This is a genomic window from Cupriavidus sp. HE11, from assembly GCF_056097175.1.
This window is the reverse complement of record NZ_CP184465.1, coordinates 971,419-984,283: the sequence shown is the minus strand read 5'-3', so window position 1 is coordinate 984,283 and position 12,865 is coordinate 971,419. Positions and strand designations below refer to the sequence as shown.

The 12,865-nt window shown below is 67.3% G+C and carries 14 protein-coding genes; 3 read left to right on the top strand and 11 right to left on the bottom strand.

Annotation, left to right across the window (positions count from 1 at the left end; all coding sequences use genetic code 11):
• Positions 1 to 158: 158 nt before the first annotated feature.
• Complete coding sequence (locus tag ACOABP_RS21805) at positions 159 to 446, top strand: helix-turn-helix transcriptional regulator (protein ID WP_474230247.1); 288 nt, start codon at positions 159 to 161, stop codon at positions 444 to 446.
• Positions 447 to 521: 75 nt separating this feature from the next.
• Here ACOABP_RS21805 and ACOABP_RS21800 read toward each other — a convergent pair whose 3' ends face one another.
• The 4 genes from ACOABP_RS21800 to ACOABP_RS21785 form a co-directional block, all read right to left on the bottom strand.
• A complete protein-coding gene (locus ACOABP_RS21800; protein ID WP_474230245.1) occupies positions 522 to 1,313 on the bottom strand; it encodes a DUF4397 domain-containing protein in 792 nt (263 codons plus the stop codon).
• A gap of 224 nt (positions 1,314 to 1,537) precedes the next feature.
• Positions 1,538 to 1,954 carry a hypothetical protein gene (locus ACOABP_RS21795; protein WP_474230243.1) on the bottom strand — a complete coding sequence of 139 codons (417 nt, stop codon included), beginning with the start codon at positions 1,952 to 1,954 and terminating at the stop codon, positions 1,538 to 1,540.
• Between the two features lie 84 nt (positions 1,955 to 2,038).
• A complete protein-coding gene (locus ACOABP_RS21790) occupies positions 2,039 to 2,470 on the bottom strand; it encodes a PRC-barrel domain-containing protein (protein WP_474230241.1) in 432 nt (143 codons plus the stop codon).
• Positions 2,471 to 2,562: 92 nt separating this feature from the next.
• Entirely contained in the window at positions 2,563 to 2,694 is a 132-nt protein-coding gene (locus ACOABP_RS21785; RefSeq protein ID WP_474230239.1) for a hypothetical protein, read from the bottom strand.
• A gap of 78 nt (positions 2,695 to 2,772) precedes the next feature.
• On the opposite strand from ACOABP_RS21785, the gene ACOABP_RS21780 reads away from it, so the two are divergent.
• Together ACOABP_RS21780 and ACOABP_RS21775 are read left to right on the top strand one after the other, a co-directional pair.
• Complete coding sequence (locus ACOABP_RS21780; protein ID WP_474230237.1) at positions 2,773 to 3,420, top strand: BON domain-containing protein; 648 nt, start codon at positions 2,773 to 2,775, stop codon at positions 3,418 to 3,420.
• 33 nt (positions 3,421 to 3,453) lie between these two features.
• Complete coding sequence (locus ACOABP_RS21775; protein WP_474230235.1) at positions 3,454 to 3,612, top strand: hypothetical protein; 159 nt, start codon at positions 3,454 to 3,456, stop codon at positions 3,610 to 3,612.
• A 76-nt stretch (positions 3,613 to 3,688) separates the two neighbouring features.
• On the opposite strand, the gene ACOABP_RS21770 is transcribed toward ACOABP_RS21775, so the two are convergent.
• From ACOABP_RS21770 to ACOABP_RS21740, 7 genes are all read right to left on the bottom strand, one after another.
• Positions 3,689 to 5,935, bottom strand: coding sequence for a catalase (locus ACOABP_RS21770; protein ID WP_474230234.1), 2,247 nt, complete (start codon positions 5,933 to 5,935; stop codon positions 3,689 to 3,691).
• Positions 5,936 to 6,044: 109 nt separating this feature from the next.
• Positions 6,045 to 7,055 (bottom strand): diguanylate cyclase, encoded by a 1,011-nt coding sequence (locus ACOABP_RS21765; RefSeq protein WP_474230232.1) that lies wholly within the window; start codon positions 7,053 to 7,055, stop codon positions 6,045 to 6,047.
• Positions 7,056 to 7,061: 6 nt separating this feature from the next.
• Positions 7,062 to 8,093, bottom strand: a complete 1,032-nt coding sequence (gene cheB, locus ACOABP_RS21760) for a chemotaxis-specific protein-glutamate methyltransferase CheB (protein WP_474230231.1) — start codon at positions 8,091 to 8,093, stop codon at positions 7,062 to 7,064.
• Positions 8,090 to 10,402 carry a hybrid sensor histidine kinase/response regulator gene (locus tag ACOABP_RS21755; protein WP_474230229.1) on the bottom strand — a complete coding sequence of 771 codons (2,313 nt, stop codon included), beginning with the start codon at positions 10,400 to 10,402 and terminating at the stop codon, positions 8,090 to 8,092. Before ACOABP_RS21755 ends, cheB begins: the two co-directional genes overlap by 4 nt.
• Complete coding sequence (locus ACOABP_RS21750) at positions 10,399 to 11,097, bottom strand: chemotaxis protein CheW (RefSeq protein WP_474230228.1); 699 nt, start codon at positions 11,095 to 11,097, stop codon at positions 10,399 to 10,401. The genes ACOABP_RS21755 and ACOABP_RS21750 overlap by 4 nt, the downstream gene beginning before the upstream one ends.
• Positions 11,090 to 12,385, bottom strand: coding sequence for a CheR family methyltransferase (locus tag ACOABP_RS21745; protein ID WP_474230226.1), 1,296 nt, complete (start codon positions 12,383 to 12,385; stop codon positions 11,090 to 11,092). The genes ACOABP_RS21750 and ACOABP_RS21745 overlap by 8 nt, the downstream gene beginning before the upstream one ends.
• On the bottom strand, positions 12,382 to 12,855 hold the full coding sequence (locus tag ACOABP_RS21740) for a chemotaxis protein CheW (RefSeq protein ID WP_474230224.1): 474 nt from the start codon (positions 12,853 to 12,855) through the stop codon (positions 12,382 to 12,384). Before ACOABP_RS21740 ends, ACOABP_RS21745 begins: the two co-directional genes overlap by 4 nt.
• Positions 12,856 to 12,865 lie beyond the last annotated feature (10 nt).

Sequence of the window (12,865 nt, the reverse complement as noted above, 5' to 3'; positions counted from 1 at the left end):
CGCCGCCCAGGCGGCGCGAAACTAGCAAGCTTTCGGGGTGCCACTGCGTGCACCCCGTTTTTTTAGCCATTCAAGAAGAGGAGCCTGGCTGCGTCAGCAGTCTCGGGCTGCGCATGATGATTAGACTTACCGCACCTTTGGCTGCGTCACCTGCGCCTATGAAAACGCCTTCGCTCGACCGGGTCGTTTCCCGGCTGTACATCCTGAAGCTGGTGCAGGCCAGCCCATCCACGGTGTTCAACCTGATGGAGCGTCTGCGCGACCGGGGGATCGACAAGAACATCCGTGCGCTGCGCCCCATCCTGCGCAGCCTGATGATGGCGCGCGCCATTACCGCCGAGCTGGTGGAAGGCAACGGTCGTGTCTACACGATCACCGATCAGGGCCGGGCGGAACTTGACGCCTACCTGTCGCACCTCGACGTGCTGAAGCGCGAAGAAGAGTAAGGCGACTGCGCCTGTACACAATAAAAAAATGCCCCGGTGCCGCAAGGGCACCGGGGCATTGCCGGCGAGCCGCGATTACTGCGCCGCCGCCTGCGTCACCAGTTCCTGGGCCGTCGCATTGCTGGTGTTGCTTTGGGCCACCAGCACCTTGATCTTGTTCGGCACCACCGCGCCGAAGCCGTCGGCCGGGATCGTGGTGATCAGCCAGTCGGCATTCTTGCTGATGGTCAGCGCACCTGAATCGAAGATCACGGTCTTCGTGCCTGCCGTGGTGATGCGCAGGCGATAGGTGCCCCCATCCACATACTGTGAGTCCTGGCCCGATGCCGGCACGGCGGCCTTGTACTGCACCGAGGCCATGTTCGGCTGCACCGAGTTCAGATCCACGGCCGGCGTCGTCAGGTACACGTCGATGTTCTGCGCATTGATCGACGCATTGAACGTCCGCACGCGTGCCGAGGTATCCAGCAGGCCCTTGCCATACGGGTCGTCGATCTGTGCCACGTCGGCTGCCGTGGTGCCGGGCAGGGCGATCACGGTGTACTTGTGCCCCGTATGCGCGTCAACCGTGGTAGCGCCGATCTGTGTCGACGTACCGGCCAGGTTGAACGCGAACAGGTTGTTGCCCGTGGATACGTCGAAGTAACCGGACACGGTCTTGTACGGAATGTTCTGCAGCGATGTCAGTGCGCCGTTCTGCAGCACGTCCACATTGGGGCCAGCCGTGACTGCATGGATCACGCGCACCGACGGCTTGCTGATGCCGATGCGGTCATCGATGCCGTCGTCGCCGCCGCCGCAGGCCGCGAGGACCGCCGTGGTTGCCAGCGCCAGTCCCAGAATGATCCTTTTCCTGAATTGCGTCATGTGTTCACCTCTTTTCCGTTTGAAGTTCAGGGAGCGAGCGAGACATGCTGAGACGACGTTGCTGCCAGAGGAATTCGTCGTTGCGTGCGATGCGCGCCGCGCTCGGCAATCGTTGATGCGGGTTGCAGCTGGCAGCCTTGTGTCATTGCGCTTGTGTCATTGCGCTTGCCGTGATGAAACGATAGGCATCCGGAAAAAAGGGAGACAGACGCAGGGCTCCGAAATCAATGTCGGAGGAATCCCACAATTTGGTTGCAAAGCTGACACACGACCGTACGTTTCAAACGCAGCCATGCACGGGCGGCAAGAAGGGAAGCAAAGCTGGGACGAAAGATGCGAAGGCGTGCGAGCCACCTGTGAGCGGTAGCGGCAGCAACGGCCGTCACGTACTGCGGCATGGCGATGGCGCGAAAAAAAACGGCCGCAACAGTGCTGCGGCCCGTCTTGTAAATCTGACCGGCAATCAGGCTTTCACGGCGCGCGCGGTTTGCGGTTTCCGAGGCTGCAGACAAGGGCGTGAGCACGGCGCGGCGCAGGCCGACGCCACGTAGCCCCCGCAGATCCGCAACGCGCCCCGATCTCCATCGGTCCATCCCAGTCCGAAGCAGTACCGGCGTTTGAATCACCGGCTTGTAAGGCATGCCGGCGCGGGCAGATCCGTACGTCCGGCGGGCCCGCGCACCCTTGGCGTACAGGTGCGCGATGCCGCATCGGGTGCCGATTGGCTATATTGTGCCGCCAACATTGGTCCAGTACGGATCGCGTCCGTAGTACTCGTGGACGGTGGTGGCCCACTGTGGGTCGGCCATTCGCGGCCAGCTATCCTTGTTGAAGCCCGGTGCGTCCTTGATGCGGTCGGCTGTCAGTCCCAGCCGGAAGCACTTGGCGTCGGTGTCCATCACCAGCGCGCTCCAGGGAATGGCGTGGAGCGTGTCGCCAATGCCAAGAAAGCCGCCGGTGGTCAGCACCGCATAGGCAACCCGTCCGCCTTGAACGTCGATCATGATTTCCTTGATCTCGCCAACGTGCTCGCCGTCGGACGCATAGACCTTGGTGTCGTCGAGGCTTGAAGCGGCCATGACCTCGGGGCCGGGGCCATCTCCAACGCCGGAACCAACGATGCCGGCGCCCCGTGAGGAAGAGAGATTGGATGCCATTGCAGTCTCCTGTGATGTGCAATCGGAAACCACGGTGGCGCAACAAGCGTGCCCGTCGACGCTGCCCTGGTGCCTGTTACGTGAAGGACAGTTCAAGCTATCCCGTGTTGTTCGACGCCGACCGGCGCGTAGCGCGGTGTCGGCGAGTTGCCCAGCGAGTTGCCCAGATGAGCGGGCGCGGCCTGGCTGGCGTTTTGCGTGGCTTTCGTTGGTGTGTTGCTCATGGTCGTCTACGCGGCCATTCGCCGTCGCGGCACGTTTCTTGCGCCACGCACGATATCTGCAACCATCAGGAGCGGATCATGTTCGACTTCCTGCGCCGTCACCGGCATGAGCGGAGCGATAGCGACGCCACGAACGACGCCACGAACGACGCCACGCGCGACGCGGCGCGCGATACCGGCCCGCAGTTCCGAGAGCCCTCGGGGTCCGAGAGCTGGCGCGCGCACGCGCACCGGGACCGCGCGCAGCGTCAGGACGAGCCGGGCTATGGTGGCGCCGGGTACTTCGGCAGCAGCGACAGCGGTGGGCAGTTATTCAACGGTGCGCAGCGCCTGTATCCTGGCGACCCTGGATACCGCACCCATCCGACCCACCCGGTCAGCTCCGCGCGTATTGGCACGGCACGTTACACGGGCCCGAAGGACTACCAGCGCGCAGACGACCTGATCCGCGACGACATCTGCGAGCGCCTGACGATGCATGACGGTATCGATGTGTCAGAAGTGTCGGTCGAAGTCGCGGGCGGTGTCGTCACGCTGTCCGGCATGGTCGACGGCCGCTACGAGAAGCACCTGATCGAAGACATTGCCGACGACGTGTTCGGGGTACAGGACATCGAAAACCATATCCGCGTGCAGCGCCGCGACTATCTCCACGACCGGCATGACGACCGGCTCGAAGACGGGTCGGGCGCCGAACGATCGGAACGCACGCTGAACCTGAGCTGACGGCGCAGGCACTGCACGGCGGCGTGCGACGACATGCTCGTGGTGGTGACCTGTCATCCGTCGTTCGCCTTGCGCCAGCGTTCGTCCGAGGCGCGCGAACCCGCGCTCGACAGGATCGTGGCGAGCCTCAGGCAGGCGGCCCGCATTGCGCATCTGGACGTGCGCACGCCGGGTGACGGCGCAGGTCGATAGCGGGCCGCCGAACGGAGCGGTGTAGCGCGGCGCGACTGTGGCACGCCGCGCCACAATCGCGTCGCCGTCACGTCAATCAGACCGGAATCTTCATCGCATCGGGCCGTTGCCACCAGCGGTGCTGGCCCAGGGCATCAAGAAACGCCTGATGGGTTTTGGTGTCCTCGCTCTTCCCGATGACCAGGCCGGGCCCGGCGAAGCCGCCCTGTATGCCGGCTCGCCGCGCGGCCTCGGCCACCAGCACTGCGCCGTTGCCGCCGGCGCCCACTGCCTTGAAGTGCTTGTAGGCTTCGCTGACGAACAGCAGCGCCCTGGGGTCCGGGTCTGCGGGCGGGTTCTTGCAGTCGGGTACATAGACCGCATCGAACAGCACCGAGCCGACGGACGACAGCGCAAAGTCCACTTGCAGCGTGGCGCCGCCTGCAGTGGTCACGCTGCTGGCGCGCGGGCCCACGATCTTCGCGCCGGCACGCAGGCCTTCGGCCATCGACCGCAGCGACAGGATCGCCGCATCGTCCACGCCGTCGTTGACCAGCACCGCAATCTTGCGGCCCGTGATATCGCCCTTGGGCTGGGCGTCCAGGCTGAGCTCGGGCGATGTCTCCACACCGTAGTCATTGATCTGCACCGCCGGACCCACGGGCTCTACGGCGATGCCGAGCTGCTGCGCGACACCATCGGCCAGCGCCTGCGCGATGTGTACGATCTGGCCCACCACGCGCGAACGGATGGCCGGGTCCTGCACCTTGGACAGCTCGAAGCTGTAGGCGTCGATGATCTGCTGCTGCTCCACGTCCGACTGGCTGCGCCAGAACAGGTTGGCCTGCGAAAAGTGATCGGCAAACGTATTGCTGCGGACGCGGGCCTTGACCGCGCCGTCCTCTGCGGGCGCCGGATAGTGCCGGTAGGCGTCCTTGTCGCCGGCCAGGAACGGACAGCCGCCACTGACCGAGTTGGGCTGGTAGCTTTCCTTGCCCTGTACCACGGTCTGTCGCATGAATCCGTCGCGCTGGTTGTTGTGTACCGGGCAAAGCGGGCGGTTGATGGGCAATTCATGGAAGTTCGGCCCGCCCAGCCGTGTGATCTGCGTATCGATATACGAGAACAGGCGCGCCTGCAGCAGTGGATCGTTGGTGAAGTCCATGCCCGGCAGAAGGTGCCCGGGATGGAATGCCACCTGCTCGGTCTCGGCAAAGAAGTTGTCGGGGTTGCGGTCCAGCACCATTCGCCCGATGCGTTTCACGGGCACCAGTTCCTCGGGGAGGATCTTGGTCGGGTCCTGCAGGTCGAAGCCAAGCTTGAGCATCTCGGTCTCGGGCACCAGCTGCACGCCGAACTCGTACTCGGGGAACTGGCCCATCTCGATCGATTCCCAGAGGTCGCGCCGGTGGAAGTCGGGGTCCTTGCCGTTGATCTTCAGCGCCTCGTCCCAGATCAGCGAATGCGCACCGCCCACGGGCTTCCAGTGGTACTTGACCAGCGTCGCCTCGCCTTTGGCGTTGATAAGCCGGAACGTGTGGACGCCAAAGCCCTCCATCGTCCGGAAGCTGCGCGGGATTGCACGGCCCGACATCGTCCACAGCACCATATGCATCGACTCGGGCTGCAGCGAGACGAAGTCCCAGAACGTGTCGTGAGCCGACGCTGCCTGCGGAATCTCGTTATGTGGCTCCGGTTTCACCGAGTGCACGAAGTCCGGGAACTTGATGCCGTCCTGGATAAAGAATACCGGCATGTTGTTGCCCACCAGGTCGAAGTTGCCCTGGCGTGTATAGAACCGGGTGGCAAAGCCGCGCACGTCGCGCGCCAGGTCGGCCGACCCGCGCGATCCGGCCACCGTGGAGAATCGAACGAAGACCGGCGTCTTCTCGCCGACGCGGGTGAACAATCCGGCTGTCGTGTAGTCCTCGATCGACTCGGTCAGCTCGAAATAGCCGTGCGCCGCCGCGCCGCGTGCGTGCACGACCCGCTCGGGGATTCGTTCGTGATCGAAGTGGGTAATCTTTTCACGCAGGTGGAAATCTTCCAGCAGCGTGGGGCCGCGCAGGCCGAGCTTGAGCGAGTCGTCGTCCTCGGGAATCTGCAGGCCCTGGTTGGTGGTCAGCGTCTTGCCGGCATTCGATACCAGGTTGCCGACGCTCGGCGATCCCAGGTGCTGCGGGCGGCCCGACAGACGGTCGGCCACGGCCTTTTCGTAGGTGCCGTCCTGATTGCTGCCCGACGCGCGGTCCTGGCTGGGATTGTTGCCAGAGTGCTGGGGCGTGGTCTGGCTCCCGGTGCCTGCCGTGGCAGGGTTCGACTTTGGTGGTGACTGCTTGGGCATGGTGGCGGCCTCCTTGTGCGCACGAAGACGTATGTGGAGCCGTTCGTACCGCAGAATGCATGCCAAGCGGGCACGCTGGCATATGCGCGCCGCCGCCGTGCCGGGGTCCCTACACCATCACCACCTGGTTGCGGCCGTTGCGCTTGGCCTGGTACAGACCGGTATCGGCCGCTTCGACCAGCCGGCTGAAGTTGCCGTCGGCGCCCGGTACGATCACCGCGCCGCCGATGCTGACCGTGAGAAAGCCGCTGGTGGGCGATCCGCTGTGCGCGATACGCAGCGTCTCGATGGAGCGGCGTACCTTCTCGGCCAGCAGGCGCGCGCCGCCGGGCGACGTCGCCGGCAGGATCATCGCGAATTCCTCGCCGCCGAAGCGCGCGGGCAGGTCCGCCGGCCGTGCGCAGTTGTCGCGGATCACGGCGGCTACGCGGCGCAGCACTTCATCGCCCGCCACATGGCCGTAGGTGTCGTTGTAGGCCTTGAAGGCGTCGACGTCGATCATCAGCAGCGCCAGTTGCGTCTGCTCGCGCTGGGCGCGTTTCCACTCGGCGCCCAGGTATTCGTCGAAATAGCGCCGGTTGGACAGGCCCGTCAGACCATCGGAGTTGGTCAGGCGCTGCAACTCCAGGTTGGTCTCCAGCAACTGCTGCTGGCTCTGGCGCAGCGCACGGTAGGCCTCGTCGCGCTGCAACAGGTTCAGGTACGAGCGCGAGTGATAGCGGATGCGTGCCACCAGCTCGATCGTGTCGGGCAGCTTGACCAGGTAGTCGTTGGCGCCGGCGGCAAACGCGGCGCTCTTCATCGTGGGCTCTTCCTTGGTGGAAAGTACGATGATCGGAATGTCGCGCGTGCCGGCGTTCTCGCGATACCGGCGCACCAGCGTCAGGCCATCGGTGCCGGGCATGACCAGATCCTGCAGGATCACGGTGGGCTGCGTGCGTTCGGCCACGGCCACCGCTTCCTCGGGATTGGCGCAATAGTGGAAGTCGATGTCGGTCTCGCCGGCCAGCGCGCGGCGGATCGCTTCGCCGATGATGGCCTGGTCGTCGACCAGCAGCACCATGGCCAGGTATTCGTTGCCGGAGGCCGACGGATCGGCCGGGTTCCCAGGTCTAGGCATTTTCCATTACCCCTTGTTTCTTGTTGTCTCCTGGCCGCCGAAGGCCCGGACCAGCCGGGGCGCGATGCGTGGCAGCGGCAGGATCTCGCTGGCCGCACCCAGTGTGGCGGCGGCCTTCGGCATGCCATAGACGGCGCTGGTGGCCTGGTCCTGCGCAATGGTCAGGAAGCCGCGCTCGCGCATGGCCTTCAGGCCCTGGGCGCCGTCGCGGCCCATGCCGGTCAGCAGCACGCCCACGGCATCGCCGCGCCAGTGTTCCACCACGCTTTCAAAGAACACGTCGATCGACGGGCGGTACAGATAGTCGCCCGGTTCGGGCGTATAGGCCATCCGCGTGCCCGCCACCAGCCGCAGATGATCGTTGGTGCCGGCCAGCAGCACGGTGCCGGCCTGCGGCGTTTCGCCGGCCCGTGCAACGCGCACCGGCAGCGGACTTTGCGCGTCGAGCCATTCGGCCATGCCCTGCGCAAAAGCTTCGTCAACATGCTGCACCGCCACCACCGCCGCGCCGAATTCGGCGGGCAGGGCGCCCAGCAACGCGGCCAGTGCAGCCGGGCCGCCGGCCGATGCGCCGATCGCCACCAGCCGAGGTGCGGCCGGTGTCGATGCCGCGGCTGAAAGTGTATGCGACGTCTGGGGCCGGCCCGCCAGCAGCCGGCCGATATTGCGGATCTTGCGCAGCAGCGGGCCCGCGGCGAGCGTCGCGTCGGACTGGGTCAGCGTTGGCGTGTCCACGGCATCGATGGCGCCATGTCCCATGGCATCGAACACCTGGTTGGCATTGCGGCCCAGGTCCATCGTCACCACCACGATCGCGCAAGGCGTGGCGGCCATGATGCGGCGCGTGGCCTCCACGCCGTCCATCACCGGCATCAGCAGGTCCATCAGGATCAGGTCGGGTGTCTGGCTGGCGGCCATCTGCACGCCCTGCTCGCCGTTGCCGGCGACCCAGGCGATCTCGATCGAAGTGTCGAGTGCCAGCGCGCGTCGCAGTGCGGCCACGGCCAGTGCGGAGTCGTTGACGATGCCGATCTTCATGTGCGCGCCTCGCCGATCAGGTCCCGCACGGCATCGAGCAGCGCGGTGTCATGGAAACTGCCCTTGGCCAGATAGTAGTCCGCACCGGCCTGCATGCCGCGTTCGCGATCCTGCTCGCGGTCCTTGTACGACACGATCATGACCGGCAGCTGCGCCAGCCGTGCATCGCCCCGGATACGGGTGACCAGCTCGATACCGTCCAGGCGCGGCATGTCGACGTCGGTGATGACCAGGTCGAATGCCTCGGCGCGCAGCGCGTTCCAGCCGTCCATGCCATCGACGGCCACGCTCACGTCGTAGCCGCGCCCGGCCAGCAGCTTGCGCTCCAGTTCGCGCACGGTCAGCGAGTCGTCCACCACCAGCACGCGTTTGCGGCGTACCACGACGGCCTCGGTGCCGGCCTGCCGTACGCGCTCGATACGGCCTTCGGAGACGAGCTTTTCCACCGAGCGCAGCATATCCTCGACATCGAAGATCAGCACCGGCGTGCCATCGTCGGTCAGGCTGCCGGCGGCGATGTCCTTGATCTTGCCCAGCGCCTGCGCGAGCGGCTGCACCACCAGCATGCGCTCGCCCAGCAGGCGATCCACGGCGATGCCGTAGACCCGCTCCTGTTCGCCAATCACCACGACGGGCGTGGTATCGCCTTCGCGCGGCTGTTCCGGGCGCTGCAGGATCTGCGCCGCGCTGACCAGCCCCACCGGGCGGCCTTCGTGGCGGAAGTGCTGGTGCTGCTCGGTCTGCTCGATGGCATCGCGTGGCAGGGCCACGGCACGATGCACGAGCCCGAGCGGGAACGCATAGGCCTCGCCCGAGATTTCAACCAGCAGCGCGCGCACGACGGACAGCGTGAGCGGCAGTTCCAGATGGAAATGCAGGCCGCTGCCGGGCTGCTGCGACAGCTTCAGGCTACCGCGCACGGCGCGGACCATGTCCTGCACGGCATCGAGCCCCACGCCCCGGCCGGACACTTCGGACACGGTCTCGCGCAGGCTGAAGCCGGGCAGCAGCAGGAATTCGAGCATCTCGGCCTGCGACAGCCGCGCGGCGGTTTCGGTCTGGGCCAGGCCGCGCCGTACGATGGCGGCGCGCAGCGCGTCGAGATCGACACCGGCACCGTCGTCGAAGATCTCGATCACCAGGCGACCCGCGTTATGCCGCGCCATCAGCGTGATCCGGCCTTCCTCGGGCTTGCCGGCTGCGCGGCGCGCATCGGGAAGCTCGATGCCGTGGTCGACGGCATTGCGCAGCAGGTGGGCCAGCGGCGCATCGAGCTGTTCCAGGATGTCGCGGTCTACCTGCGTCTGCTCGCCCGAAAGCACCAGATGCACATGCTTGCCCAGCGCGCGGCCCAGGTCGCGCACCATGCGCGAAAACCCGGTCATGCCGTCCGACAGCGGACGCATGCGGCACGACAGCGCGGTGTCGTAGATCCGGCGCGACAGGCGGCTGGCGCGATGATCGTACCGGTCGAACTCGTCCACGCGCTGCGAGAGCTGGCCGTGGCCGTCCTCAAGCAGCTGGCGCACTTCGGACAGCGCGGCGCGCATGCGCGTCACCGAGCCTTCGGGCGTGTCCAGCAGCGCCTGCACGCTGTCGAGCGCCTGCAGCGCGCGCATCTGCTGGCGGCGCGCCTGTTGCATGGCGCCGCCGAACGGCCGCAGCCAGTGCGATTCGACCATGGCCTCGCCAGCCATCGCCAGCAGGCGGTCCAGGCGGTCGGCGTTGACGCGCAGCATGCGTTCCTGCGTGTCGCCCCCGAAGGCAGGCTCGGGCGCAGTCTCGGGAGGCGCCGCGTGAACGGATTCGGCGGCAGGCCCGGCAGCGTGCCCGGGCGCTTCCGGCTGGGCCGCCAGCGGTGCCGGTGCGGACGCGGCCACCGGGTCCGGCAGCCCTTCGTCACCGTCAAGCAGCCGGCTCATCCGCGCGATCCAGGCGTCGATCTCGGCCCGCCCGTCGAGTTCGGGCCAGTTGAGATTGCCGCCGGGCGGGTGCCCGATGCGCTGGAGCAGGTCGGTGCCTTGCAGCAGGGCGTCGATATGGGCAGGCTGCAGCACGATGCCGCCGCGCTGGGCTGCCACCAGGCAGTCTTCCATCACATGGGCCACGCGTACCCCGCCATCGAGCCCGACGATCCGTGCCGCGCCCTTGAGCGAGTGGGCGGCCCGCATGCAGGCTTCCAGATGCGAAGCGGCGGCGGGGTCGCGTTCCAGCGCAAGCAGGCCGGTGTTCAGTACCTCGGCCTGCGCGTCCGCTTCGAGCGCGAACAGGTCCAGCATCGAGGCATCGCGCAATTGCTCCGGATTCATGCCAGGCTCCGCGACAGTGCCTGACGCAGCAGGTCGGCATCGAGCAAGCCCACGCTGTGGCCGGCGTGCTCGAACAGCGCCGTCGTGTAGCGCGACGAAGCGCGCGTCAGCGTGGCGGGCAGTGGCAGCAGCGCGAGGCGCGGCACGTGCTCGACGCCCGCCACTTCCGCTACAGGCAGCGCGATGGCATTGCGGCCCTGGCCCAGGACCAGGCAGCGCGTGGTCTGCTGGCCCGCGCCTTCCGGGGCGCCGAACAGCAGCGCCAGCGACACGCACGTGAGCAGCACCCCGCGTACCGCGGCCACGCCGATCAGGGCGGCGTGGCGCCGGTGCGGCAGCGAATGCACCGGCACGGGCGCGGTGATCTCGCCAAGCGCGGCGGTGGGCAGGGCCAGCCATTCATCGCCCACCCGGAAAATCAGCAGCGACTGGGCGGCGGTGCGGTCACGACCCGCGGCGTCCTCGGCTTGGGCGTCGTCGGCAGTGCTGTCCCACAGGCTGCCGGCGGACAAAGAATCGAGCACCGTCACGGCGGCCTGCGCATAGACCGGGCAGTTGCGGCAGCGCAGGTGATCGTTGAGCCTGGGGCAGGAGCGGTCGCCGCCGGTGCCGATGCGGCGCCAGCAGTCGTCCACGGTGCCGGCGGCCAGGCCGGGCAACGTGGTGGGGGCGTAGTGGACGATCGAATCAGCCATGGCTCAGTCGGGCATGACGCTGGGCGCGTTCGCGCAGCCGGTGGGCGCCGGGGGCATCGCCCTCGCTATCGAGCAGGGCGGCCAGGTGGTAGAGCGCTTCCTCGTGCCCCGGGTCAAGATACACCGCCTTGCGGTAGGCGGCATGTGCGTCGGCGATGCGGCCGGCCGCATCGTGCAGTACGCCCAGCAGGCACCAGCCGTCGGGCGACGATCCATGACCGGTCAGATACTGCTGACACGCTGCCGTAGCGGCATCAAGGTCGCCCCGGTCGGCCATGGCCGAGATCGATGCCAGCGGGGTGCCGGCCGCTGCGTTGTCCACATGGGACGGGCTTCCGGCTGGCGGCACATACGTGGCTCGGGGCGCAGGCATGGCGGGAGCCGGGGGCGCCTGGCGAACGGACGCTGCGGGCGCTGCGGGCTTCCAGGCGCGCGGCTGCGGTGCGGGCGGCGTAGCTGACGTTGTGGCAAGGGCCGGTGCGGCGGGCGCAGGATGAAACGCAAACGCAAGCGGTACGCCGGCACTGGTCAAGCCTTCGCGGGTCAGCAGGCTCGCTTCGGCCGGGCCCACGAAGATCAGCCCGTGCGCGGCGGTCAGCCGCTGCAGCGTCAGTGCTGCCTGCCGTTGCGTGGCCGGATCGAAGTAGATCAGCAGGTTGCGGCAGAACACGAAATCATACGGGGGCTCATTGCCCAGCAGCCCGGGCGACATCAGGTTGCCCTGCAGCAGCCGCACCTGCGCGCGGACCTTGTCCGATAGCTGGTAGCCGGTGGGTGCGGGGGCGAAATAGCGGTCGCGGAAATCGAGCGGCACGCCGCGAAAGGCATTGCTGCCGTACAGGCCGGTGCGGGCGCGTTCCAGCGCCCGGGCGCTGACGTCCACCGCATCCACACGGAAGCGGTCGGCGGGCAGCCCCGCATCGAACAGCGCCATGGCGATCGAATACGGCTCCTCGCCCGTCGAGCACGGCACGCTGAGCACGCGCAGCAGGCGCTCGCCGTCGCCGAACGTGCGGTGGGCGGCAAAGTGGCCCAGCGCCAGCAGGGCCTCGCGGTGGCGGAAGAACCAGGTCTCGGGTACCACCACGGCTTCGATCAGCGCCTGCAGTTCGTCGGGCACCGCGTGCAGCAGATTCCAGTAGGCGGCGGGGTCCCGCGCCCCGACGGCCTGCCGGCGTTCCTCGACCGCGCGGGCAATCACGGCCGGCCCGATCGCGGCGGCGTCCAGCCCGATGCGCTCCTTGAGCAAGGCTTCGATCTGCGTGGGAGGATGGGGCAGATCCGTCATGCGGGGTTTGGCTCCGGAAATAGCAGGGTGTGTACGGCGTCGGGTAGCAGGTTGGACACGCGGATCCATTGCACGAGCCCCCGGGCGTCCTGGCGCACGGGGCCGAGATAGCGCGCCGGGCCGGGATCGATGCCGCTGTCGGCGAACGATGCCGGATCGCAGCGCAGGGTGTCGGTGGCATATTCCAGCCGCAACCCCAGCAGGTGCGTTGCGCCGTCGACCGTGCCCGGGCGCCGGTAATGGACCAGCACCGTGCGCGTGCTGGTGCGCGCCCCGGCGGCCATGCCGGTGGCCAGCGCAGTCACGTCGATCACGGGTACGGTCTGTCCGCGCCTTGTCATCAGCCCGCTGACCCAGGCGGGCGCCCCCGGGATCTGCTTGGTGGCGGTCAGCGGCAAGACCTCGGCCACTTCGGCGCTATCCAGCGCGTAGTAGTCGGGGCCGATGCGGAACAGCAGGAAGAGCGCCATGGCGGAAAGC